Source organism: Streptomyces malaysiensis subsp. samsunensis (assembly GCF_024519315.1).
GTDB classification, from domain to species: Bacteria; Actinomycetota; Actinomycetes; order Streptomycetales; family Streptomycetaceae; genus Streptomyces; species Streptomyces malaysiensis.
The window spans coordinates 17,877-39,345 of the sequence record NZ_JANIIC010000019.1; the positions used below are offsets into that span (position 1 = coordinate 17,877).

The window sequence follows — 21,469 nt, forward strand, 5'->3', positions numbered from 1 at the left end:
GCCGGGCGCGGACGGGGGAGCTTGCCGCCGGTACGGATACGGTGGGGACAGGTGCCGCGGTGGCCGACTCCCGTCGTCGCCGCGCACCGGCATCGGGGTTCCGCCCCCGCTGTCGCCCCGTAAGTCCTGGAAGGAAGATGTGAGCAGGGTGTTTGCGCAGGTCGGCACGGTCATCTGGAGTGCGGGGTAAGACGCATGCATATCGTGATCATGGGCTGTGGCCGGGTGGGCGCGGCCCTCGCCCAGACCCTGGAGCAACAGGGGCATACGGTCGCGGTCGTCGACCAGGACCCCACCGCCTTCCGCCGCCTGGGCGCGGGCTTCGGCGGCCGCCGGGTGACCGGTGTCGGCTTCGACCAGGACACGCTGCGCGAAGCGGGCATCGAGGAGGCCGGGGCCTTCGCCGCGGTCAGCAGCGGCGACAACTCCAACATCATCGCGGCCCGGGTGGCCCGCGAGATGTTCGGCGTGGAGAACGTGGCGGCCCGTATCTACGACCCCCGCCGCGCCGAGGTCTACCAGCGCCTCGGCATCCCCACCGTGGCCACGGTGCGCTGGACCGCCGACCAGATGCTGCGGCGGCTGCTGCCGTCCGGTGCGGAGCCGCTGTGGCGGGACCCCAGCGGAGGGGTGCAGCTGGCCGAGGTGCACGTCTCCCCCTCATGGGTGGGCCACAAGGTCAGCAGGATCCAGGAGGAGACCGGAGTGCGGGTCGCGTTCCTCACCCGGCTCGGCGAGGCGATGCTGCCGACCTCCGGGACCGTGCTCCAGGAGGGCGACCTGGTGCATGTGATGATGCGCACCGACGAGGTCGGGACGGTCGAGGCGGCTTTTGAAAAGGGTCCAGAGGAGGCCGGCCGATGAGCGCCGCACGCACGGCCACCGGGCCGCACACGACCGCGAAACCCGCACCTCTGCGCCGTGCGGGCGGAGAAGCTAACGAGGAGGCACCGTGAGGGTTGCGATTGCCGGTGCGGGCGCCGTGGGGCGCTCCATCGCGAGCGAGCTCCTGGAGAACGGGCACGAGGTGCTCCTCATCGACAAGGCGCCGACCGCCATCTCGGTGGAGCGGGTGCCGCAGGCCGAGTGGCTGCTGGCCGACGCCTGCGAGATCACCTCCCTGGACGAGGCGGCGCTCCAGCGCTGCAACGTGGTCATCGCGGCCACCGGTGACGACAAGGTCAACCTGGTCGTCTCGCTGCTCGCCAAGACCGAGTACGGGGTGCCCCGGGTGGTCGCCCGGGTCAACAACCCCAAGAACGAGTGGCTGTTCAACGAGGCATGGGGCGTCGATGTCGCCGTCTCCACCCCGCGTCTGATGTCGGCGCTGGTCGAGGAGGCGGTGAGCGTCGGCGATCTGGTGCGGCTGCTCCGCTTCAGCCACGGCGACGCCAACCTCGTGGAGCTGACACTGCCGCCGGAGGCGGCGCTGGTGGGCACCCGGGTCGGCGATGTGGAGTGGCCGGAGGACACCACGCTGGTCACCATCATCCGGGGCACCCGCGTGCTGACCCCGAACAAGGACGATGTGCTGGAGGCCGGTGACGAGCTGCTGTTCGTGGCGGCTCAGGCGCGTGAGGAGCAGCTCGAACAGCTGCTGTCCGTCCAGCGTCAGAACGCCACGGGCTGACGAGGTCCGGGCCCGGGAACCGAGCCCGCCGCCCGGACTTCCGGGCGGCGGGCTCCGAGTCTCGGCATCGCTCGGCAACGCCTCAGTGCCGGGGCGGCGGCTGCCGGTCGGCCGACTCGGTACGGGTCTCGGAGACGATCTGGCCGGTCCACTCCGAGAGCAGCGGATCGGCGATCTTGTCAGCCTCCGCCTTGGACCGCTCGCGCTCCCGCTCGGCCTTCTCCTCCGCCTCCATCTCCGCGATGACGTCGATCGGCGGCGGGGCCTTGGCGAGGAAGATCCAGGTCAGATAGACGCAGAGCAGGAACGGCGGAATGCCGAGCGCGACCTTGACCCAGCCGAGCTGGGTGGCGTCCCCCCACCAGTAGAGCGGGAACAGCACCGCCGACTTGGCCAGCAGGATCAGCCCCCACGCCCAGGTGGACCGGGTGTAGGCGCGGAACCGGCCGGGGTTGCGGGTGCGCCAGGAGAGGTTCTCCTTCAGCATCGGCCCGAGCAACACGCCGATCAGCGGGAAGCGGAAGATCGCCGAGAGGATGTAGGCGATCGCCAGGCCCAGGGTGTAGAGCATGCCCGGCAGATAGAAGTTCTTCGCGTCGCCGGACATCATCGCGAAGATCGCGCCGAACGCGACCCCGAAGACCCCGCTGAAGGCGTGCTTCAGCGTCTCCTTGCGCACCAGCCGGGCGAGCCCGAGCAGCACGGTGAGACCGAGCGCGGCGATCGCGGCGAGGTGGATATCGCGCTCGATGGTGTACAGCAGGACAAAGACCAGACCGGGGACGGTGGTGTCCACCATGCCCCGCACCCCGCCGAACGCCTCCAGGAGCGCGGTGTCCGCCGCCGCCCTGCTGTCGGCGGCGGCGCGTCGGTGCCCGGTCGGGGGCGTCTTCTCGTCTGGCGTCACCGGCTACTCCTGTCCGAGCGGTCGGAGTTCGTACTTCGGATTGAACAGCACCCGGCGCCCATGGCTCATGGAAATCCGGCCCGAGGCGATCAGCTTGCGCCCCGGTTCTATCCCGATGATCGAGCGACGGCCCAGCCACACCACGTCCAGCGCGGCGGTGCCGTCGAAGAGCTCCGCCTCCAGCGCGGGAACACCGGCCCGCGGTCTTAGCGTCACCGTGCGCAGCGTGCCCGTCACCTTGACGATCTGGCGGTCACCGCAGTCGCCGATCTTGGTACACCCCGCGGCCTCCGCGTCCTGCTGGAGCTCTGCGGAGTGCAGCTCCTCCTGGGAACTCGACAGCCGGTCCAGCATCCGCCGGAACCGGCCGGCCGGTTTCTCGGATCTGTCTCCCCTGTCGGCCCCATCGGAGGGCTGGCGTACGGAACTCATACGGCCAGCGTACCGGTGAGCCCCCGCCGAAACGCCGCGCCCGTGACTCATCGCCCGAACCGGTAACCCGCATCGCTCGAAGCGGTAACCCACGCCGCTCGAACCGGTACCCCACGCCTCACCGCTCGAAGCGATACCCCATCCCCGGCTCGGTGATACAGCATCCCCCGGGGGCAACCCCCGGACCCCCGGCCGGACACCCACCCCACACCTCACCGCTCGAAGCGGTACCCCATCCCCGGCTCAGTGATGAAGTGGCGCGGATGCGAGGGGTCGGTCTCCAGCTTGCGGCGGAGTTGGGCCATGTAGACCCGCAGGTAGTTGCTCTCGGTGCCGTACGAGGGGCCCCAGACCTCCTGGAGCAGTTGCTTCTGGCTGACCAGGCGGCCCGCGTTGCGCACCAGGACCTCCAGCAGATGCCATTCGGTGGGGGTCAGCCGCACATCGCGGCCGTCGCGGTGGGCCTTCTTGGCGGCCAGGTCGACGGTGAACGTCTCGGTCTCCACCACCACCGAGTCGTCGGGCTGCCCGGCGGGTTCGGCGCGGCGGACGGCCGCGCGCAGCCGGGCGAGGAGTTCGTCCATGCCGAACGGCTTGGTGACGTAGTCGTCCGCCCCGGCGTCGAGGGCCTCGACCTTCTCGTCGGAGGTCTGACGGGCGGAGAGCACCAGGATCGGCACCCGGGTCCAGCCCCGGAGCCCCTTGATCACTTCCACCCCGTCCATATCGGGCAGACCCAGGTCGAGCACGATCACATCGGGATGGCGGGCGGCGGCGAGCCGGAGTGCGGTGGCGCCGTCCGCGGCGGCGTCCACCTCGTATTTGCGCGCCTTCAGGTTGATCACGAGGGCGCGCACGATCTGCGGCTCGTCGTCCACCACGAGCACCCGGTTCATCTGGCGGGCCTGCCTTTCCGTTCTGTCGTGCCTGACGTGGAGCCGACCTGGACCGGGAGGCCGGGGTCGACCGGCGGGCGCCCGGCGGCGACGCGCAGCGTGAGCACCATGGTCATACCTCCGCCGGGGGTGTCCTCGGCGGTCAGCCGCCCGCCCATGGCCTCCGCGAAGCCGCGGGCGACGGCGAGCCCGAGGCCGACCCCGGCGCCGCGCGGGGCGTCCCCGTACCGCTGGAAGGGCTCGAAGATGCGGTCCTTCTCGCTGTCCGGCACGCCGGGGCCGCCGTCGGCGACGCGCAGCTCCACCCGGTCGCCGAGGGCGCTCGCGGCGACCAGCACGGGGCGGTCCGGCGGGCTGTACTTCACCGCGTTCTCGACGATGTTGGCGACGGCGCGCTCCAGCAGCCCGGGGTCGACCGCGACCATCGGCAGTTCCTCGGGGATGTCGGGGGCGACCTTGGCCTCCGGGACGCCGACGAGCGCCATCGGCACCACCTCGTCCAGGTCGATCTCCCGGATGAGCGGGGTGACGGTGCCGGTCTGGAGCCGGGACATGTCCAGGAGGTTGCCCACCAGGTGGTCCAGCCGGTCGGCGCCGTCCTCGATGCCCTCCAGCAGCTCGGCCTCGTCCTCCGCCGACCAGGCGACGTCATCGGAGCGCAGGGAGCTCACGGCCGCCTTGATGGCCGCGAGCGGGGTGCGCAGATCGTGGCTGACGGCGGCGAGCAGCGCGGTGCGGATGCGGTTGCCCTCGGCCAGCTCACGGGCCTGTCCGGCCTCCTGGGTCAGCCGCTGCCGGTCGAGGACGACGGCGGCCTGGGCGGCGAAGGCGGCGAGCACCCGGCGGTCCTCGGCGGGCAAGACCCGGCCGGAGAGCGCGAGCGCCATATGGTCGCCGACCGGCATGTCCACCTCCGCGTCCTCGGGCCGTTCGGGCGGCGGGGTCCCGTCGAGGGCGCCTACGCTGCCCGCGCAGGTCCAGGGGGCGACGTCGCTCTCCCGCTCCAGCAGCGCCACCGAGTCCATGCCGAACGTCTCGCGCACCCGCTCCAGCAGCGCCTCCAGGCTGGTCTCGCCGCGCAGCACGCTGCCCGCGAGGAAGGACAGTATCTCGGACTCGGCGCGCAGCCGGGCGGCTTGATGGGTGCGGCGGGCGGCGAGATCCACCACGGAGGCCACACAGACGGCCACCGCCACGAAGATCGCTATGGCGACGATGTTCTCGGGGTCGGCGATGGTCAGGGTGTGGGTGGGCGGGGTGAAGTAGTAGTTGAGCAGCAGCGATCCGACGGCCGCCGAGGCCAGCGCGGGCGCCATGCCGCCCAGCAGGGCGGCCAGCACATTGAGGAACAGGAAGAGCAGCACCTCGTTGGCGAAGCCGGGCCCGATCTCGGAGGCGAGGGTGGCGCCGGTGGCGGTGAGCAGCAGGGTGAGCAGGACCGGTCCGGCCACTCCGACCGCCCAGCCCGCGATCAGCCGGGAGCGGCCGAGCCGGGCGCCGCGCGAGACCGGCAGTCCGCGGCCCTTGGCGACCTCGTCATGGGTGACGATGTGGACGTCCAGGTCGGGCCCGGAGTCCCGGGCGACGATGGCGCCCACCCCGGGTCCGAAGACGTACTGCCAGGTCTTGCGGCGGCTGGAGCCGAGCACGATCTGGGTCGCGTTGACCCCGCGGGCGAACTCCAGCAGCGCCCCCGGGACGTCCTCCCCTATGACGTGGTGGAAGGTGCCCCCGAGGTCCTCGACGAGGGTGCGCTGGACCGCCAGCTCCTTGGGAGAGGCCGAGGTAAGGCCATCGCTGCGGGCGATGTAGACGGCGAGGATCTCGCTGCCGGAGCCCTTGGCCGCCATCCGGGCGGCCCGGCGGATCAGCGTCCGCCCCTCCGGACCGCCGGTCAGCCCGACGACGATGCGCTCACGGGCCTGCCAGGTGGTGCGGATGGAGTGCTCGTCACGGTACTGCTGGAGGTATTCGTCCACCCGGTCGGCGGTCCACAGCAGGGCCAGCTCACGCAGCGCGGTCAGGTTCCCCGGCCGGAAGTAGTTCGACAACGCGGCGTCTACCTTGTCCGGCGCGTAGATGTTGCCGTGCGCCATACGGCGGCGCAGCGCCTGGGGCGACATGTCGACCAGCTCGATCTGGTCGGCCCGGCGCACCACCTCGTCCGGGATGGTCTCCCGCTGGCGCACCCCCGTGATCGACTCCACCACATCCCCCAGCGACTCCAGGTGCTGGATATTGACGGTGGAGACCACGTCGATGCCCGCCCGCAGCAACTCCTCGACGTCCTGCCAGCGCTTTTCGTTCCGGCAGCCGGGGATGTTGGTGTGGGCGAGCTCGTCGATGAGCGCGACGGCGGGGCGGCGCGCCAGCACCGCGTCCACGTCCATCTCGCTGAAGGCGCTCTCCCGGTACTCCAGCTCCCGGCGGGGCACCTCCTCGAGCCCGTGCATCATCACCTGCGTGCGCCGACGGCCGTGGTGCTCCACGAAGCCCACCACGAGGTCCGTGCCACGCTCGACCCGGCGGTGCCCCTCGGAGAGCATCGCGTAGGTCTTGCCGACGCCGGGTGCCGCACCGAGGTAGATCCGCAACTTTCCGCGTCCCATGCCCCTATTTTCCCTGTTGGACGGCTTTCCCTGTTGGACGGCGCCTGAGCCCTTGGCGAGCTTCCGGAGGGCGATACCTGTCGAGGAAACCCCGCCCCCGGCCGGGGCGGCCGTCCCTTGACGGCTCCCTTACGGCCATCGGCGCCCTCTTGACGCATCTCTGACGCCGGGCGGCCCCATCGGGCTCGATGGGCCCATCCGCATCGCCCCCGGGCGACATCGCGGGAAAAAGCCGGTGGGCCGTACTCCGCAGAGAAGAGTACGGCCCACCGGTAGACGCTCACACCGGGCCTGCCTTACGCCGTCGGCTCAGCCGGACGTGAGCGAGCAGCCCGCCAGGGCGTCGAGACCGGAGGGGGCGGTCGAGCCCTGGCGGGAGAATGAGAGTTCGATGCGGTCGATCGTCGAGGCCCGCTTGTCCTTCAGCGGGCCCAGGATGGCGTTCTGTACGAAGTCGGGGCCGCCCTCGCCCACGGAGGACGCCAGGCGCTTGTCGGCCTCGTCGAGCTGCGTCCGGAGCAGCGCGACATTGCGGTCCACCTCGGCCTGGGCGGCGGCGGGGACGTCGCCGATCTCGGAGGCGACATCAGGGCAGCTGATCGTCCGGCCGGAGCCCGCGCCGCCCCCATCGCCCTGCCCGGCCCCGGAGCCCGCCTCGGCTCCCCCGCCGGCGGGCTCGGACGCGGCGGCGGTCGGGGTCGCGCCGCCGTCCGCGCCGGTGTCGGTGCCGGAGCCCGCGCCCGTCCCGCCGTCCGACAGCGTGCACTCGGCGAGCGAGTCCAGCCCGGCGGGCTTCTCGGCATGCCGCCCGATGGAGATCGCGATGCGGTCGAGGGTGGACTTCCGCTTGTCCGCCAAGGGCCCGAGGATGGCGTTCCGCACGAAGTCGGGCCCGCCTTCGCCCTGGCTGGTGCCGAGCCGCTTGTCGGCCTCCGCTATCTGGGTGTCCAGAAGGACGAGGTTGCGGTCCACCTCGGCCTGGGCCTCCGCCGGGATCTCCGGGAGGGAACCCGCGACGGCGGGGCAGCTGATGGCCGAGGCCGCCCTGGTCGACGCATCGGTGCCGCCGCTGCCCTGACCGGCCATGGCGGCTCCCACCACGACGCCCGCACAGGTGATACCGCCGATCGCGCCGGAGAGGAGGATTCTCCGGCGGTGGAGTAACGGAAGGCCACGCGACATCTGATCACTCACCTCGTTGAGGTCGGACAGGGTGTGTCTCGCGACGCACCCTCTCCCCCTCGGAGCGCCACAAGGTCTCGCGACCATGAGTACGGGTGGTGCGGCGGGTGTGTTCAACGCGTCGGGAGAAAACGCCCGAGCCCCGGAAGAGAGCTCCGGAAGGCCGCGTAAAAGGGCCCCGGAAAGGCTCCGGAAAACGCCGAAGGGGCCCGGGGGCCCTGCCCCGGGCCCCTTCGGGCCTTGGCTCCGCTGCCGAGTGCGACGCGGCTCAGCGCACCTCGGAGATCTCCGGGCCGCGCTGGAGCCGGTCGGCGCCGCCCGCGAACCGCGAGCCCTGCGCCTCGTCCTGCTGCACCCCGTCGGGCACCATCTGCGCGTCGTTCGGCAGCTTGAGGACGATCGGGTCGCGCGGGGCCATCGGGCCCTCGCCGCGCACCACGACCGTGTCCCGGAAGATCGCTTCCAGGAGACTGCCGGTCTCGGGCTGCACCGCGCCCTGCCCGGAGATCACACCGCGCAGGAACCAGCGGGGTCCGTCCACACCGACGAAGCGGACCACCTGCACCCCGTTCTTGCCGTCGGGGAGCTGCACCGGCACCTGGGCACGCAGCTCCCAGCCGAGCGGGCCCTCGACCTCGTCGACGACCCCGCCCTGCTGGGTGATGCCGGTGGCGATCTCGTCGCGTACCTCGCCCCAGATGCCTTCCTTCTTGGGCGCGGCGAACCCCTGGAGCTGCACGGCGCTGTCCCGCAGCACCACGGTCGCGGCGACGATCGCGTCCCCCGCGACCTCCACCCGCAGCTCCATGCCCTCGACACCGGGCACGAACAGACCTCCGAGGTCCACCCGGCCCTCGCCGGGCTCGCGCACCTCGGACACGTCCCAGGGGCCCTCTGGGCGCGGCGCCGGCGGCAGGCTCACCCGGCCGGTGTCCGCGGGTGCGGCGGTGTCCTCAGCACCGTCCGCGTCCTTCGCGTCCTCGGCCAACTCGTCGGAGGTCACGTCGAGCGACTCGACGTCCTCCTTGCTGCGCTTGCGGCGACGTCCGAACACGTCATCGTCCTTCCCGGTCGGAACCGACCGAAGCGTATCTGTTCCCGCCCGTTGCCCTGCCCGTTGTGCCGTCCACAGCGGCATGACCGCCGGTGGACCCGAAGCCCCCTTCGGCCCGCGCCGACCCGGGAAGCTCCGCCACCTCCTGGAAGCGCACCTTCTCGACCTGCTGGACGACCAATTGGGCGATCCGGTCGAAGCGCTCGAACCGCACGCTCTCGCGCGGGTCCAGATTGACCACGATCACCTTGATCTCTCCACGGTACCCGGCATCGATGGTCCCCGGGGCGTTCACCATGGCGACGCCGCAGCGCGCGGCGAGTCCGGACCGTGGATGCACGAAGGCGGCATACCCCTCCGGGAGCGCGATAGACACTCCGGTGGGCAGAACCGCGCGCTCCCCCGGGGCCAACTCGGCCGCCTCGGTGGTGACCAGGTCGGCCCCCGCGTCGCCGGGGTGGGCGTAGCCGGGGATCGGCACCTCGGGGTCCACCCTGCGGATCAGCACGTCGACGGGGACCGGACTCATGGGTTCACCTCGAAAGCGCGCGCGAGCTTCACCTGATCCGGATCGGCGAGCGCCGCGTCGATCTCCTCCGCCCGGCCGTTCTCGATGAAGTGGTCGACCCGCACCTCTATGAAGAGGGCCTGCGCCCGCAGCGCGAGGGGGCCGTCCGGAGAGCCGATCCGGCCCGCGGCCGAGCAGTAGATCTTGCGGCCGTGCACGGCGGTCACCCGTGCCTCCAGATGCAGTTCGGTGCCGACCGGCACGGGCCGTACGAAGTCCGTCTCCAGCCGCCCGGTCACCGCGATCACCCGCTGGAGCCAGTTGAGCGAGCCGAGCGTCTCGTCCAGCGCCGCGGCCAGCACCCCGCCGTGGGCCAGGCCCGGCGCGCCCTGGTGGCCGGCGCCCACCGTGAAGTCGGCGGTGACGCTCACGCCCTCGCCCGCCCGTGCGCTCAGCCCCAGACCCCGCGACTGGTCACCGCAGCCGAAGCACTGGTCGTAGTGCGCGCCGAGGGGCTCCCCGGGCGCGGGCGCGTCGGGGTGGCGCACGGGTTCCGTGGCGCCCTCCGGCGGCGTCAGCCCTGTCATTCGTCCACTCACAACGGCTGACCTTACCCGCGAGAACAACCCGGTTCGGCGGCCATGCCAAGCTGATACGCATGCAGCCTTACGACGAACGCCTCAGCGCGCCCCGTTCCTGGTGGTTCATCGCCGTCCTGACCGGGGTCGCGGTGGGGTTGATCATGCTGCCGTTCGGCACCCTGCCGATGCTCGGCGGGCTGATCGGCGGGGCGGCGCTGGCCTGTGTCGGGGTGAGTTCGTACGGATCGGCCCGGGTGCGCGTGGTGGCGGACTCGCTGGTGGCCGGCGAGGCGAGGATCCCGGTGTCGGCGCTGGGAACCCCGGAGGTCCTGGACGCGGACGAGGCGGTCGCCTGGCGCTCCTACAAGGCCGATCCGCGGGCGTTCATGCTGCTGCGCAGCTACATTCCGACCGCGCTGCGGGTGGATGTCACCGATCCGGAGGATCCAACACCGTATGTGTATGTGTCCACACGGAATCCGGAGGCGCTCGCCGCCGCGCTCACGGCCATGCGCACCGCCTGACAGGCGCGCGCGAGCGGCCTTCGGGTGAGGTGCCGCGAGGGGCTCATTTGGTCAGGGGCAGCGGGAGGTCCCACGGGACCTGTCTGGCCCGGAGATCCTTGCGGACCTTGCGCGCGAGCTTCTTGGTGTCGCGGCGGTTCATCGTGGCTCCCACGGCCGCTCCGATCAGGAAGGGCGCCAGCACCGGCGTGTTCCGGAAGCTGCGCTTGAGGACCTGCTGCCGCAGCTCGCGCTTCATGTGGACACCGAGCGCCGCGTTGACGGTCGCCGGCTGGGCGACGTCGATACCGCGCTCCTCGGACCAGGCACCGAGATAGGCCATGGCGCGCTGACGCGCGGTGCCGGGCGCACGCACCCCGTAGACCTCGTACAGCTCGGCGATCAGCTTGATCTCTATGGAGGCCACGCCGACGATCTCGGCGGCCAGCTCGGTGGGCATGGCGGGCGGGGCCGGCAGCATCGCCGCTGCGCCGACGCCCGCACCCACTGTGGCGGCGCCGCCCGCGGCACCGGCCACCAGCTTGTCCGCGAGCTCTTCGGGGCCCAGTCCCGGGAACTGCTTGCGCAGCGTCGCGAGATCGCGGACAGGAATGCGCGGAGCGTTGGCGATGATCCGGTCGGCGACCGCGTAGACCCCCGCTCTCGCGCGCTCACCACCCCGTCTCATGCCACGGCCGACAGCGGTCGCGAGCGAGGCCACCCGGCCCCGCTCGGTCTCGTCCATGTCGTCGTGCTCCGCCTCCACGCCGACCCCGCGGCTCAGGCCGCGCAGTCGCGGCAGATCGGCTGGCCGTTCTTGGTCTCGGCGGCCAGCTGACTGCGGTGGTGCACGAGGAAGCAGCTCATGCAGGTGAACTCGTCGGCCTGACGGGGCAGCACGCGGACGGACAACTCCTCGTTGGAGAGGTCCGCACCGGGCAGCTCCAGGCCCTCCGCCTGCTCGAACTCATCCACGTCGACGGTGGACGCGGACTTGTCGTTACGCCGGGCCTTCAGTTCCTCGATGCTGTCCTCGTTGACGTCATCGTCGGTCTTGCGTGGGGTGTCGTAATCCGTTGCCATGTCGCTCTCCCCCTCTGGGTGTCTGTGGTGTCTCCAGCGCACGTAACGCGTGAGAGGCCGGACTTGTGCCCGACCCGAGGCGGAGATTTTGCCTCACATCAAGGTCTGTTACTCAATCGACACCCAACCGCACCCCTGAAGAGGTGATCGGGTTGGATGGCCATCGGGACCGTACACGGTCCGAATGTCGCACTCGCATGCGCCATGACGTGTACTTCCCGTGATCACGGCCCCCGAAAACCCGGATTTTCCCGGCTTTCCGTCAACCGTGACGATCACACAGAGTATATGGCCGGAAAATCGCCCATGTGATCGATCACACACTGTACCTCTGGTGGGCGGATCACGAAAATTCCGCCGAAAGCGAACACATCGCGGCGGGTCCCCGGCCCGGGCCCTTCCGACGTCAGACCGGGAGTACCACCCGCATCACCAGGCCACCACCCTCACGCGGCTCCGCCGCGATCCTGCCGCCGTGGGCCCGCGCCACCGAGCGCGCGATCGACAGCCCGAGGCCGACCCCCTTGTCGCTGCCGGTGCGCTCGGTACGGAGCCTGCGGAAGGGCTCGAAGATGTTGTCCATCTCGTAGGCCGGGACCACCGGGCCGGTGTTCGCGACCACCAGCACGGCCTGGCCCTGCCGGCTCTCGGTGGTGACCTCCACCCAGCCGTCCTCGGCGACGTTGTAGCGCACCGCGTTCTGGACCAGGTTCAGCGCGATCCGCTCCAGCAGCACCCCGTTGCCCTGGACCACCGCGGGAGCGCGCTGCCCGCGCAGCTCCACGCCCTTGTCCTCCGCCTCGGCCCGCACCTGCTCCATCGCCTGGGAGGCCACCTCGGCGAGGTCCACCGGCTTGCGGTCGACGATCTCGTTGTCGCTGCGGGCGAGCAACAGCAGGCCCTCCACCAGCTGCTCGCTGCGCTCGTTGGTGGCCAGCAGGGTCTTGCCCAACTGCACCAGCTCCGGGGACGCCTGCGGGTCCGAGAGCTGCACCTCCAGCAGGGTGCGGTTGATCGCCAGCGGGGTGCGCAGCTCATGCGAGGCGTTGGCGACGAACCGCTGCTGGGCGGTGAACGCCCGGTCCAGGCGCTCCAGCATCTCGTCGAAGGTGTCGGCGAGCTCCTTGAGCTCGTCGTCCGGGCCGTCCAGCTCGATCCGGCGGGACAGGTCCGAGCCCGCCACCTGGCGCGCGGTCCGGGTGATCCGGCCGAGCGGCGAGAGCACCCGCCCGGCCATCGCGTAGCCGAAGGCGAAGGCGATCACGGACAGGCCCAGCAGGGCTATCAGGGAGCGGCGCAGCAGCCCGTCCAGGGCCAGCTGGCGCTGCTCCTTCATGCAGGTGTTCAGGACCGCGTTGAACTGGTCGGGGCTGCTCTGGCCGATGATCTCGGGGCAGGTGTTGTTGGTCGGCTGGACGCTGCCGCCGACCAGCTTGAACGGCAGCTCGTTGCCGACGTGCAGGGCCTGGGCGGCCAGCAGGTAGATGATCGTCAGCAGCACCACTCCGGCGATCAGGAACATCCCGCCGTACAGCAGGGTCAGCCGTATCCGGATCGTGGGGCGCAGCAAGGGGTTGGGGCGCGAGCCGGCGTGCGGGTCCCAGCTGGGCTTGGGCGGCACCGTCGGCGGCGGCGGGCTCGGGGTCGGGGTCGTCGCCATGCCGGATCAGATCCGGTAACCCGAGCCGGGGACGGTGACGATCACCGCGGGCTCGCCCAGCTTGCGGCGCAGGGTCATCACGGTCACCCGGACCACGTTGGTGAACGGGTCGGTGTTCTCGTCCCACGCCTTCTCCAGCAGCTGCTCCGCGGAGACCACGGCGCCCTCGCTGCGCATCAGCACCTCCAGCACCGCGAACTCCTTCGGCGCCAGCTGGATCTCCTTGCCGTCCCGGAACACCTCACGGCGGTTGGGGTCCAGCTTGATCCCGGCGCGCTCCAGGACGGGCGGCAGGGCGACGGTCGTCCGGCGGCCGAGCGCGCGGACGCGCGCGATCAGTTCGCTGAAGGCGAAGGGTTTGGGCAGATAGTCGTCCGCGCCGATCTCCAGGCCCTCCACGCGGTCGCTGACGTCGCCGGAGGCGGTGAGCATCAGGACCCGGGTGGGGATGCCGAGTTCGACGATCTTGCGACAGACGTCATCGCCGTGCACCAGGGGCAGGTCCCGGTCGAGGACGACGACGTCGTAGTCGTTGACCGCGATCCGCTCCAGGGCGGCGGCTCCGTCATACACGACGTCGACGGCCATGGCCTCCCGGCGCAGTCCGGTGGCCACCGCATCGGCGAGCAGCTGCTCGTCCTCGACGACGAGTACACGCACGTCGTTAGTCCTTCCTTCATTGCCGCAGTGGGCTTGTTGCCGCAGTGGGCTCGATCTCGCCAAACTCGATGAGCGTTCGGCGCCTCCATCCTGCCTCGAAGTCTCATAAACCGGCGGTAAGAGGGATCACCGCGGGATCCCGGGGACCGGATCATGGGCGCGGCGGCGGGGCCGCGGCGGCCGGAACACCGAATTCAGATTCTTTCGGGACCGGAGGTTTCCGCCGAGGACGGGGCGGGGAGGACGACTGCACACCCGCGATCACGCCTTGTCCCCGGCATCTCTGGCTGTCATTGCCGTCGGCAAGGGCCGCACGTGATCGCCCCGCCGTCGGCACACCCCCGTGCCACCGACCCACGACGAGGGGGCGCAACATGGACGCGTTCACCGCAGGCATTCTGCAGCGCATAGAGAACACCAAGTCCGATCTCATTCGCGCCCGTGAGACGGGCGACGATTTCCTTGTGGACGTGGAGCAGTCGGAGCTGGAAGACCTCCGTCGCCTCGCCGCCGAGCACGGCGTCGAAGTAAGCGCCTCGTTTGCCTGATCCCTTGTGGATTCCGGACCCGATCCAGATCCGGATTCCGCGTAGCCGATTCCCATTCACCGCCGGATGGTGATCCAGAAAACCTCCGGTAACCACGCCGAAGCGCCCCGGTGTCCTCGTGGCACCGGGGCGCTTTCGTGTGTGGGCGCCGTGGGTGGACGGCGGCGGGGCGGGATCAGTCGTGCCAGGCGCCCAGGTCGTCCAGAAGCCCCCGCAGCGGCTCGAAGAGGCCGGGGGCGGCGGCGATGGTCAGCTCCGTGGAGGCCGGGACGCCCGGCCGCCCCCCGGTGAGCGCGCCCGCCTCGCGCGCTATGAGCGCACCGGCCCCGAAGTCCCAGGGGTTGAGCCCGCGCTCGTAGTAGCCGTTCAGCCGGCCGCAGGCCACATCGCACAGATCGATGGCGGCCGAGCCGCCGCGCCGGATGTCCCGCACCCGCGGCAGCAGTTCGTTCAGGACCCTGGCCTGCCCGATACGGCGCTCGCGCACGTACCCGAAGCCGGTGCCGATCAGCGACTCCTCGAGCGGGGCCGCGGGGCGGCAGTGCACCGGCTCCCCGTTCAGCCGGGCGCCCTGGCCCAGGACCGCGTGGAAGGTCTCACCGCGCACCGGGGCGATCACCACCCCCACGACCGTCTCGCCGTCCTTCTCAGCGGCGATGCTGACCGCCCACGACGGCAGGCCGTAGAGATAGTTCACGGTGCCGTCGAGCGGGTCGATCACCCAGCGCACCCCGCTGCTGCCCGCGCTGTCGGCGCCCTCCTCCCCCAGCACTCCGTCCTGCGGGCGGCGGCGCGCCAGAAGGTCGGTGATCAGCTTCTCGGCGGCGATGTCCATCTCGGTGACGACGTCGATCGGGCTGGTCTTGGTGGCCGCCACCCCGAGGTCGGCCGGGCGGCCGTCACGCAGCAGCTCACCCGCGCCGCGGGCGGCCTCCAGCGCCGTCTCGAGGAGTTCGGTCATGAGCGGGTCGGTCATCGTGCTCCTTAGCGGATTGCCCGGATGGGCGGGCGGCGGTGGCGGGCCTGGGCGCGGAGGGCGAACGGGTCAGTCGGACCCCGCGGCGGCGGGGCGCGGCGACCGGGCCGGGCAGCAGCCCACCGGACACACGTCATGGCTCGGGCCGAGGGTGCCCAGGGCGCAGCGCTCCGGGGCGGCCGCCGCCCGGCCCTCGGCGAAGCGCTCGGTGGCCGCGCGCTCCAGCACCAGATCGCGCACACAGGCCGCGAACCGCGGATCGGCGCCGACGGTCGAGGCCCGGGAGACCGGCAGGCCGAGCTCGGCGGCCTTGGCCGTGGCCTCGGTGTCGAGGTCGTACTTGACCTCCATATGGTCCGAGACGAAGCCGATCGGGACCATGACGACGGCGGGCACGCCCTCGCCGTGCAGCTCCTCGAGGTGGTCGCAGATGTCCGGCTCCAGCCAGGGGATGTGCGGCGCGCCGCTGCGCGACTGGTAGACCAGCCGCCAGGGCCGCTCCACGCCGGTCTCCTCGCGCACCGCGTCCGCGATCAGCCGGGCGACGTCGAGGTGCTCGGCGACATACGCGCCGCCCTCCCCGTCCTCGGTGTGCGCCGCCACCGGGCCCGAGGTGTCGGCGGCGGTGATCGGGATGGAGTGGGTGGTGAAGGCGAGGTGGGCCCCGGCACGCCGCTCCTCGGGCAGCTCCGCCAGGGCGGCCAGCGTGGCGTCCAGCATGGGCCGCACGAAGCCGGGGTGGTTGAAGTAGTGCCGCAGCTTGTCGACGCGCGGCAGCGGCAGGCCCTCGCCCCCCAGGGCGGCCAGGGCGTCCGCGAGGTTCTCGCGGTACTGGCGGCAGCCGGAGTACGAGGCGTAGGCGCTGGTGGCCAGCACCAGGACCCGGCGGTGGCCGTCGGTGACCAGCTCGCGCAGGGTGTCGGTCAGATACGGCGCCCAGTTGCGATTGCCCCAGTAGACCGGCAGCTCCAGGCCGTGCTCGGAGAAGTCCTTGCGCAGCGCGTGCAGCAGCTCGCGGTTCTGCGCGTTGATCGGGCTGACCCCGCCGAAGAGGAAGTAGTGCCGGCCGACTTCCTTCAGCCGCTCGCGGGGGATGCCCCGCCCGTGCGTGACGTTCTCCAGGAACGGCACGACGTCCTCGGGGCCCTCAGGCCCGCCGAAGGAGAGCAACAGCAGCGCGTCATAGGGGTCGGGGGATGGCTGTACTGACTGATCCGGCATGCTCCCGATCCTGCCACCAGCCCCGGACCGGCGGGAAACGGCCCTGCGCGAACCGGGGGCGTGCCCGTAATCTGTTTCAGCTCGTACGATCCTTACCCACCCTGCTCACGGCGGAGCCTGCCTTGCCCAGAACCAGCCCCTACCGCGCGATCTTCGCCGCCCCCGGCGCCAAGCGGTTCTCAGCGGCCGGCTTCCTCGGGCGGATGCCACTGTCCATGGCGGGCATCGGCCTGGTCACCATGGTCTCCGAACTCACCGGCCGGTACGGGCTCGCGGGCGCCCTGTCGGCCACGCTGGCGCTCTCCGCCGCCGTCATGGGACCGCAGATCTCCCGGCTGGTCGACCGGCACGGCCAGCGCCGGGTGCTGCGCCCGGCGACCCTGGTGGCGCTCACCGCCATCTGCGGGCTGCTGCTGAGCGCGCACCGGGGCTGGCCGGACTGGACGCTGTTCGTCTTCGCCGCCGTGTCCGGCTGTGTGCCCAGCGTGGGCTCCATGGTGCGGGCCCGCTGGGCGGCGATCTACGAGAACTCCCGGCGCGAGCTGCACGCCGCGTACGCCTGGGAGTCCATCGTCGACGAGGTCTGCTTCATCGTCGGTCCGGTCATCTCGATCGGCCTGTCCACCTCCTGGTTCCCGGAGGCGGGCCCGCTGCTGGCCGCCTGCTTCCTGGCGGCCGGGGTCTTCTCGCTGACCGCGCAGCGGGCCACCGAGCCCGTACCGCATCCGCGCGGGCAGCACACCGGTGGTTCGGCGCTGCGCTCGCGCGGGCTCCAGGTGCTGGTGGCCACCTTCATGGCGACCGGCGCGATCTTCGGGGCGATCGACGTGGTGACGGTGGCCTTCGCCGAGGACCAGGGCCACAAGGGCGCGGCGAGCCTGGTCCTGGCGGTGTACGCGCTGGGCTCGTGTCTCGCGGGCGCGGTCTTCGGGGTGCTGCGCCTGAGCGGACCGGTGTCCCGTCGTTGGCTGTGGGGTATTTGTGCGATCGCCGTGAGTATGATCCCGCTCCAACTGGTCGGGAACCTGCCGTTCCTGGCCGTGGCGCTCTTTGTCGCGGGCCTGGCCATCGCACCCACGATGGTCACCACCATGGCCCTCGTCGAACGGCACGTACCACGCGCGCATCTGACCGAGGGGATGACCTGGGTGAGCACCGGGCTCGCGGTCGGAGTGGCGCTCGGCTCGTCGGCCGCCGGATGGGTGGTGGACGCGGCCGGCGCCCGCGCGGGGTACGTGGTGCCGGCCGTGGCCGGGGCGCTCGCGGCGGCGGTGGCGTTCCTCGGGTACCGCCGGCTCCGGCCGGCGCCACAGCGGGAGGGGTCGGATGCGGATGGCCGTCAGGACCGTGAAGACCGTACGGAGCAGCGGGTGGCATAACTGGGCGGGGAATGTGACGGCCCGCCCGGCGCGGATCGTGGCCCCGTCGTCCACCGGGGAACTGGCCGAGGTGGTGCGCCGGGCGGCGGAGGAGGGGCTGAAGGTGAAGGCGGTGGGCACCGGCCACTCCTTCACCACCACGGCCGCCACCGACGGGCTGCTGATACGCCCCGACCGGATGGCGGGCGTGCGCGAGCTGGACCGCGAGGCGGGCACCGTGACCGTCGCGGCCGGCACACCGCTGCGGCAGCTCAACGAGACGCTGGCGGCTCATGGGCTGTCGCTGGTCAACATGGGCGACATCATGGAGCAGACCGTGGCCGGGGCGACCGCCACCGGCACCCACGGCACCGGCCGGGACAGCGCCTCGATCGCCGCCCAGATCAAGGGTCTGGAGCTGGTGACGGCGGACGGTTCGGTGCTGCGCTGCTCGGCGGAGGAGAACCCGGAGATCTTCGCGGCGGCCCGGATCGGGATCGGTGCGCTGGGCGTGGTCAGCGAGATCACCTTCGGGGTGGAACCGGAGTTTCTGCTCACGGCACGCGAGGAGCCGATGCCCTTCGACCGTGTGATGGCCGATTTCGAACAGCTCGTGGCCGAGAACGAGCACTTCGAGTTCTACTGGTTCCCGCACACCGGCAACTGCAACACCAAGCGGAACAACCGCAGCACCGGTCCCGCCGCTCCGGTGGGCCGGGTCAGCGGCTGGGTGGACGACGAGCTGCTGTCCAACGGCATCTTCCAGGTGGCCTGTTCGGTGGGCCGGGCCGTCCCCGCGACCATTCCCGGAATCGCCAAAATCTCCAGCCGTGCCCTGTCCGCCCGGACCTACACGGACATCCCTTACAAAGTCTTCACCTCTCCGCGCCGAGTGCGGTTCCTGGAGATGGAGTACGCCGTGCCGCGCGAGGCCGCGGTCACCGCGCTGCGTGAGCTCAAGGCGACCGTCGAGCGGTCCGGACTGCGGGTCAGCTTCCCGGTGGAGGTGCGCACCGCGCCCGCCGACGACATCGCGCTGTCCACCGCCTCCGGACGCGAGACCGCGTACATCGCCGTCCATCTGTACCGGGGCACCCCGCACCGGGCGTACTTCACGGCGGCCGAGCAGATCATGATCGCCCACGGTGGCCGTCCGCACTGGGGCAAGCTGCACAGCCGGGACGCCGCCTATCTGTCCGGGGTCTATCCGCGGTTCGGGGAGTTCACGGCGGTACGCGACCGGCTGGACCCGGACCGGCTGTTCACCAACGACTATCTGCGGCGGGTGCTCGGCGACTGACGCGCCACGGCCGGCCGGCCGACCGCCGCGTCACGGCCCGCCCGCCGGCTGAGGTGTCACGGCGCGTCGGTGGCGCCGGGCGTGGGCGTCGCGTCGCCGGAACCATCCGTTCCGCCCTCCGTGGCACCGCCGGACGGGGTCCGGGAGGGGCCGGGGGTGGCGGGCGCGGAGGCACCGGGCGCGGTCGGGGCGTCCGTACCACCCTCCGAGCCGGAGCCCTTGCCGGAGCCGGATGATCCGGACGGACCGGGCGTCGGCGCGGTCGAGGCGTCGGCCGCGCCGCCCCCGCGGGAGGTGCGCGGGGAGGGCGGCTCATCGCCGCCGCCCCCGGAGGAGCCGGGGCTCCGGGACGGGGCGTCCGGGCCCCGGCGCGAGGGGCCGGGGGTGGACTTCGACCCCGAGGAGCCGCCCACGCTGTCGCTGACGGTGGTTCCGGTCCGGTCCTCCCCCCAGACGTTGGACACCGGGCCCCCGGAGAACATCTCGATCCCCGTGATGACGCTCATGGCGGCGACGAAGACGGCCAGCGCCGCGAGGACGGGGCGCCGCCGGACGCGCCGCCGGGTGCCGTGCGTGGTCGGCTCGCCGTACTCGCCGGGGGCCGCCGCCGTCCGTGGGGGCGTGACCGGCTCGGCGGGCCCGGCGAACCACCGCCGCCCCGTCGGCCGCGTCTGGTCCCGCACCTCCTTGATCTGCTCTCCGGTACGCCGGAAGAAGTGCTGGAAGACGGTGCCGCCCGCGGTGGCCACCACGCTCACCACGCCGGCGCCCAGGATCGTCCCGTAGACGCCCAGTCTGGACGCGAGCACCGCGGCGGCGACGGCCGCCAGCGCGCTGCCGGCCACATGGGCCACGCTCAGGTCCATCCGCCCGCTCTTGTGTTGTCCGTCGCCGTCGGCCTTGCCGTGCATCTCCCGCCTCGCTGTGGACATTCGTTCCAGCCCTCAGGGAGAAGTGACCAATAAACGAAGCAGATCGTTCCGATTCTGTCGTTTCTGTGAAACTTGCCACCCAAATTGGGCCTCACTTCGAAGGATTCAGGCTTCGATCGCCCCTCCGGCCATGAACTCGGCTGGCGTGCCGCTCCACCTGAGCGGCCCGAATGGAGTACTGTGACGAGCCTTGGCCCCGCTTTTCCCGTCCGGCCGCCCGGACCCAACGGGAGGGGTCAGAGGGCGGCAAACAACCGGCCCGGGCAACTCGGCAAAGTTGTGGCACGCTGCACCCCGGGCAGGCCACACTCGTCTAGCGGGAGAGCAGCGACGCAACCGTGACGTCGGCAGGCACCACCCGGGAGGTCCCCATGCCCGAACTGCGTGTCGTGGCCGTCAGCAACGACGGCACACGGCTGGTGCTCAAGGCTGCGGACAGCACGGAGTACACACTTCCCATCGACGAGCGACTGCGCGCCGCGGTGCGCAACGACCGCGCTCGGCTCGGCCAGATCGAGATCGAGGTCGAGAGCCATCTGCGGCCCCGTGACATCCAGGCCCGTATACGTGCCGGCGCCACCGCCGAAGAGGTCGCGCAGATGGCGGGCATCCCCGTCGACCGTGTGCGGCGCTTCGAGGGCCCGGTGCTCGCGGAGCGCGCCTTCATGGCCGAGCGCGCCCGTAAGACTCCCGTGCGCCGCCCCGGCGAGAACACCGGACCGCAGCTCGGCGAGGCCGTCGCGGAGCGGCTGCTGCTGCGCGGCGCGGAGAAGGACACCACGCAGTGGGACTCCTGGCGGCGCGACGACGGCACCTGGGAGGTGCTGCTGGTCTACCGGGTCGCCGGTGAGCCGCACTCGGCGAGCTGGACCTACGACCCGCCCCGGCGGCTGGTCCAGGCGGTGGACGACGAGGCGCGGGCGCTGATCGGCGAGGCCGACGACACGCCCGAGCCCAGCTTCCCGTTCGTGCCGCGGATCGCCCGGCTGCCGCGCGACCGGGACCGGGACCGTACGTCGTCCGAGCGCATCGACGACGACTCCCCGGCGCCCGCGTCCGCCTCGCTGGACGACGGCCTAGGTGAGCGGGACTCGCTCACCAGCCTGCTGGAGGCCGTGCCCAACTTCCGGGGCGACATGGTCGTGCCCGAATCGCCGGTCGCGTCGGCCCCCGCGCCGGACGAGCCCGCCGAGGAGGAGGCCGTCGAGCCGCCCGCCTCCGCGGCGAGCGCGGGTTCGGCGTACGCGGATGTGCTGATGCCGCGCTCGGTGGCGGGCCACCGCGACCGGCTGACCGGTACGACGGACCGTCAGGCGGAGGCGGACGGCGTCCGCCCGGGCCGCCGGGCCGCGGTGCCGAGTTGGGACGAGATCGTCTTCGGCACCCGGCGCAAGAAGCAGGAGTAGCGACGGAAGGAGCCGCCGGGCCG

General features: G+C 71.6%; 22 protein-coding genes. 7 read left to right on the plus strand and 15 right to left on the minus strand.

Annotated features, from left to right (window positions below; translation table 11 throughout):
- Positions 1-195 precede the first annotated feature (195 nt).
- On the plus strand, positions 196-864 hold the full coding sequence (locus tag NQU54_RS17850) for a potassium channel family protein (protein ID WP_257631939.1): 669 nt from the start codon (positions 196-198) through the stop codon (positions 862-864).
- An 88-nt stretch (positions 865-952) separates the two neighbouring features.
- Entirely contained in the window at positions 953-1,630 is a 678-nt protein-coding gene (locus NQU54_RS17855; RefSeq protein ID WP_079153266.1) for a potassium channel family protein, read from the plus strand.
- A gap of 82 nt (positions 1,631-1,712) precedes the next feature.
- Here NQU54_RS17855 and NQU54_RS17860 read toward each other — a convergent pair whose 3' ends face one another.
- The 8 genes from NQU54_RS17860 to NQU54_RS17895 all read right to left on the minus strand — a co-directional run bounded on the left by NQU54_RS17860 (position 1,713) and on the right by NQU54_RS17895 (position 9,805).
- Positions 1,713-2,537, minus strand: coding sequence for a DUF3159 domain-containing protein (locus tag NQU54_RS17860; protein ID WP_257631940.1), 825 nt, complete (start codon positions 2,535-2,537; stop codon positions 1,713-1,715).
- A 3-nt stretch (positions 2,538-2,540) separates the two neighbouring features.
- On the minus strand, positions 2,541-2,969 hold the full coding sequence (locus NQU54_RS17865; RefSeq protein WP_079259237.1) for an OB-fold nucleic acid binding domain-containing protein: 429 nt from the start codon (positions 2,967-2,969) through the stop codon (positions 2,541-2,543).
- A gap of 212 nt (positions 2,970-3,181) precedes the next feature.
- Positions 3,182-3,865 (minus strand): response regulator, encoded by a 684-nt coding sequence (locus tag NQU54_RS17870; RefSeq protein WP_069867829.1) that lies wholly within the window; start codon positions 3,863-3,865, stop codon positions 3,182-3,184.
- Entirely contained in the window at positions 3,862-6,474 is a 2,613-nt protein-coding gene (locus NQU54_RS17875; protein ID WP_069867830.1) for a DUF4118 domain-containing protein, read from the minus strand. Before NQU54_RS17875 ends, NQU54_RS17870 begins: the two co-directional genes overlap by 4 nt.
- 309 nt (positions 6,475-6,783) lie before the next feature.
- The gene (locus tag NQU54_RS17880; RefSeq protein WP_257631941.1) at positions 6,784-7,656 is read right to left on the minus strand and encodes a hypothetical protein; all 873 of its coding nucleotides are present in this window, start codon (positions 7,654-7,656) and stop codon (positions 6,784-6,786) included.
- Between the two features lie 268 nt (positions 7,657-7,924).
- Entirely contained in the window at positions 7,925-8,710 is a 786-nt protein-coding gene (locus NQU54_RS17885) for a DUF3710 domain-containing protein (protein ID WP_069867832.1), read from the minus strand.
- Between the two features lies 1 nt (position 8,711).
- Positions 8,712-9,239 carry a dUTP diphosphatase gene (gene dut / locus NQU54_RS17890; RefSeq protein WP_069867833.1) on the minus strand — a complete coding sequence of 176 codons (528 nt, stop codon included), beginning with the start codon at positions 9,237-9,239 and terminating at the stop codon, positions 8,712-8,714.
- Positions 9,236-9,805 carry a PaaI family thioesterase gene (locus NQU54_RS17895; protein ID WP_257631942.1) on the minus strand — a complete coding sequence of 190 codons (570 nt, stop codon included), beginning with the start codon at positions 9,803-9,805 and terminating at the stop codon, positions 9,236-9,238. Before NQU54_RS17895 ends, dut begins: the two co-directional genes overlap by 4 nt.
- Positions 9,806-9,876: 71 nt before the next feature.
- Between NQU54_RS17895 and NQU54_RS17900 the strand changes: the two genes are divergently transcribed.
- Positions 9,877-10,323 (plus strand): DUF3093 domain-containing protein, encoded by a 447-nt coding sequence (locus tag NQU54_RS17900; protein WP_069867835.1) that lies wholly within the window; start codon positions 9,877-9,879, stop codon positions 10,321-10,323.
- A 43-nt stretch (positions 10,324-10,366) separates the two neighbouring features.
- Here the strand turns inward: NQU54_RS17900 and NQU54_RS17905 are convergent, their stop codons facing one another.
- The 4 genes from NQU54_RS17905 to NQU54_RS17920 all read right to left on the minus strand — a co-directional run bounded on the left by NQU54_RS17905 (position 10,367) and on the right by NQU54_RS17920 (position 13,705).
- Entirely contained in the window at positions 10,367-11,047 is a 681-nt protein-coding gene (locus tag NQU54_RS17905; RefSeq protein ID WP_257631943.1) for a hypothetical protein, read from the minus strand.
- A 35-nt stretch (positions 11,048-11,082) separates the two neighbouring features.
- The gene (locus NQU54_RS17910; RefSeq protein ID WP_009714537.1) at positions 11,083-11,385 is read right to left on the minus strand and encodes a DUF4193 domain-containing protein; all 303 of its coding nucleotides are present in this window, start codon (positions 11,383-11,385) and stop codon (positions 11,083-11,085) included.
- 406 nt (positions 11,386-11,791) lie between these two features.
- Entirely contained in the window at positions 11,792-13,045 is a 1,254-nt protein-coding gene (locus NQU54_RS17915; RefSeq protein ID WP_069867837.1) for a sensor histidine kinase, read from the minus strand.
- Positions 13,046-13,051: 6 nt separating this feature from the next.
- A complete protein-coding gene (locus NQU54_RS17920; RefSeq protein WP_014055413.1) occupies positions 13,052-13,705 on the minus strand; it encodes a response regulator transcription factor in 654 nt (217 codons plus the stop codon).
- Positions 13,706-14,079: 374 nt separating this feature from the next.
- Here NQU54_RS17920 and NQU54_RS17925 point away from each other — a divergent pair, with 374 nt between their 5' ends.
- A complete protein-coding gene (locus tag NQU54_RS17925) occupies positions 14,080-14,253 on the plus strand; it encodes a hypothetical protein (RefSeq protein WP_020867951.1) in 174 nt (57 codons plus the stop codon).
- A gap of 175 nt (positions 14,254-14,428) precedes the next feature.
- On the opposite strand, the gene NQU54_RS17930 is transcribed toward NQU54_RS17925, so the two are convergent.
- Complete coding sequence (locus tag NQU54_RS17930; RefSeq protein WP_257631944.1) at positions 14,429-15,229, minus strand: inositol monophosphatase family protein; 801 nt, start codon at positions 15,227-15,229, stop codon at positions 14,429-14,431.
- A gap of 69 nt (positions 15,230-15,298) precedes the next feature.
- A complete protein-coding gene (locus NQU54_RS17935; RefSeq protein WP_257631945.1) occupies positions 15,299-16,450 on the minus strand; it encodes a ferrochelatase in 1,152 nt (383 codons plus the stop codon).
- Positions 16,451-16,572: 122 nt separating this feature from the next.
- On the opposite strand from NQU54_RS17935, the gene NQU54_RS17940 reads away from it, so the two are divergent.
- A complete protein-coding gene (locus NQU54_RS17940) occupies positions 16,573-17,829 on the plus strand; it encodes an MFS transporter (RefSeq protein ID WP_257631946.1) in 1,257 nt (418 codons plus the stop codon).
- Positions 17,783-19,108 (plus strand): D-arabinono-1,4-lactone oxidase, encoded by a 1,326-nt coding sequence (locus NQU54_RS17945; RefSeq protein WP_251773073.1) that lies wholly within the window; start codon positions 17,783-17,785, stop codon positions 19,106-19,108. The genes NQU54_RS17940 and NQU54_RS17945 overlap by 47 nt, the downstream gene beginning before the upstream one ends.
- Positions 19,109-19,164: 56 nt before the next feature.
- Here NQU54_RS17945 and NQU54_RS17950 read toward each other — a convergent pair whose 3' ends face one another.
- On the minus strand, positions 19,165-20,040 hold the full coding sequence (locus NQU54_RS17950; protein WP_257631947.1) for a hypothetical protein: 876 nt from the start codon (positions 20,038-20,040) through the stop codon (positions 19,165-19,167).
- Between the two features lie 338 nt (positions 20,041-20,378).
- Here NQU54_RS17950 and sepH point away from each other — a divergent pair, with 338 nt between their 5' ends.
- A complete protein-coding gene (gene sepH / locus NQU54_RS17955) occupies positions 20,379-21,446 on the plus strand; it encodes a septation protein SepH (protein WP_093706618.1) in 1,068 nt (355 codons plus the stop codon).
- Positions 21,447-21,469: the final 23 nt, after the last annotated feature.

What these genes read in the sequence shown, in the direction of transcription:
- NQU54_RS17850 (WP_257631939.1), top strand. Translation starts at nt 196, where the DNA reads ATGCATATCGTGATCATGGGCTGTGGCCGGGTGGGCGCGGCCCTCGCC.
- NQU54_RS17865 (WP_079259237.1), bottom strand. Translation starts at nt 2,969, where the DNA reads ATGAGTTCCGTACGCCAGCCCTCCGATGGGGCCGACAGGGGAGACAGA.
- NQU54_RS17870 (WP_069867829.1), bottom strand. Translation starts at nt 3,865, where the DNA reads ATGAACCGGGTGCTCGTGGTGGACGACGAGCCGCAGATCGTGCGCGCC.
- NQU54_RS17875 (WP_069867830.1), bottom strand. Translation starts at nt 6,474, where the DNA reads ATGGGACGCGGAAAGTTGCGGATCTACCTCGGTGCGGCACCCGGCGTC.
- NQU54_RS17880 (WP_257631941.1), bottom strand. Translation starts at nt 7,656, where the DNA reads ATGTCGCGTGGCCTTCCGTTACTCCACCGCCGGAGAATCCTCCTCTCC.
- dut (WP_069867833.1), bottom strand. Translation starts at nt 9,239, where the DNA reads ATGAGTCCGGTCCCCGTCGACGTGCTGATCCGCAGGGTGGACCCCGAG.
- NQU54_RS17895 (WP_257631942.1), bottom strand. Translation starts at nt 9,805, where the DNA reads ATGACAGGGCTGACGCCGCCGGAGGGCGCCACGGAACCCGTGCGCCAC.
- NQU54_RS17900 (WP_069867835.1), top strand. Translation starts at nt 9,877, where the DNA reads ATGCAGCCTTACGACGAACGCCTCAGCGCGCCCCGTTCCTGGTGGTTC.
- NQU54_RS17905 (WP_257631943.1), bottom strand. Translation starts at nt 11,047, where the DNA reads ATGGACGAGACCGAGCGGGGCCGGGTGGCCTCGCTCGCGACCGCTGTC.
- NQU54_RS17910 (WP_009714537.1), bottom strand. Translation starts at nt 11,385, where the DNA reads ATGGCAACGGATTACGACACCCCACGCAAGACCGACGATGACGTCAAC.
- NQU54_RS17915 (WP_069867837.1), bottom strand. Translation starts at nt 13,045, where the DNA reads ATGGCGACGACCCCGACCCCGAGCCCGCCGCCGCCGACGGTGCCGCCC.
- NQU54_RS17925 (WP_020867951.1), top strand. Translation starts at nt 14,080, where the DNA reads ATGGACGCGTTCACCGCAGGCATTCTGCAGCGCATAGAGAACACCAAG.
- NQU54_RS17930 (WP_257631944.1), bottom strand. Translation starts at nt 15,229, where the DNA reads ATGACCGACCCGCTCATGACCGAACTCCTCGAGACGGCGCTGGAGGCC.
- NQU54_RS17935 (WP_257631945.1), bottom strand. Translation starts at nt 16,450, where the DNA reads ATGCCGGATCAGTCAGTACAGCCATCCCCCGACCCCTATGACGCGCTG.
- NQU54_RS17945 (WP_251773073.1), top strand. Translation starts at nt 17,783, where the DNA reads ATGGCCGTCAGGACCGTGAAGACCGTACGGAGCAGCGGGTGGCATAAC.
- NQU54_RS17950 (WP_257631947.1), bottom strand. Translation starts at nt 20,040, where the DNA reads ATGTCCACAGCGAGGCGGGAGATGCACGGCAAGGCCGACGGCGACGGA.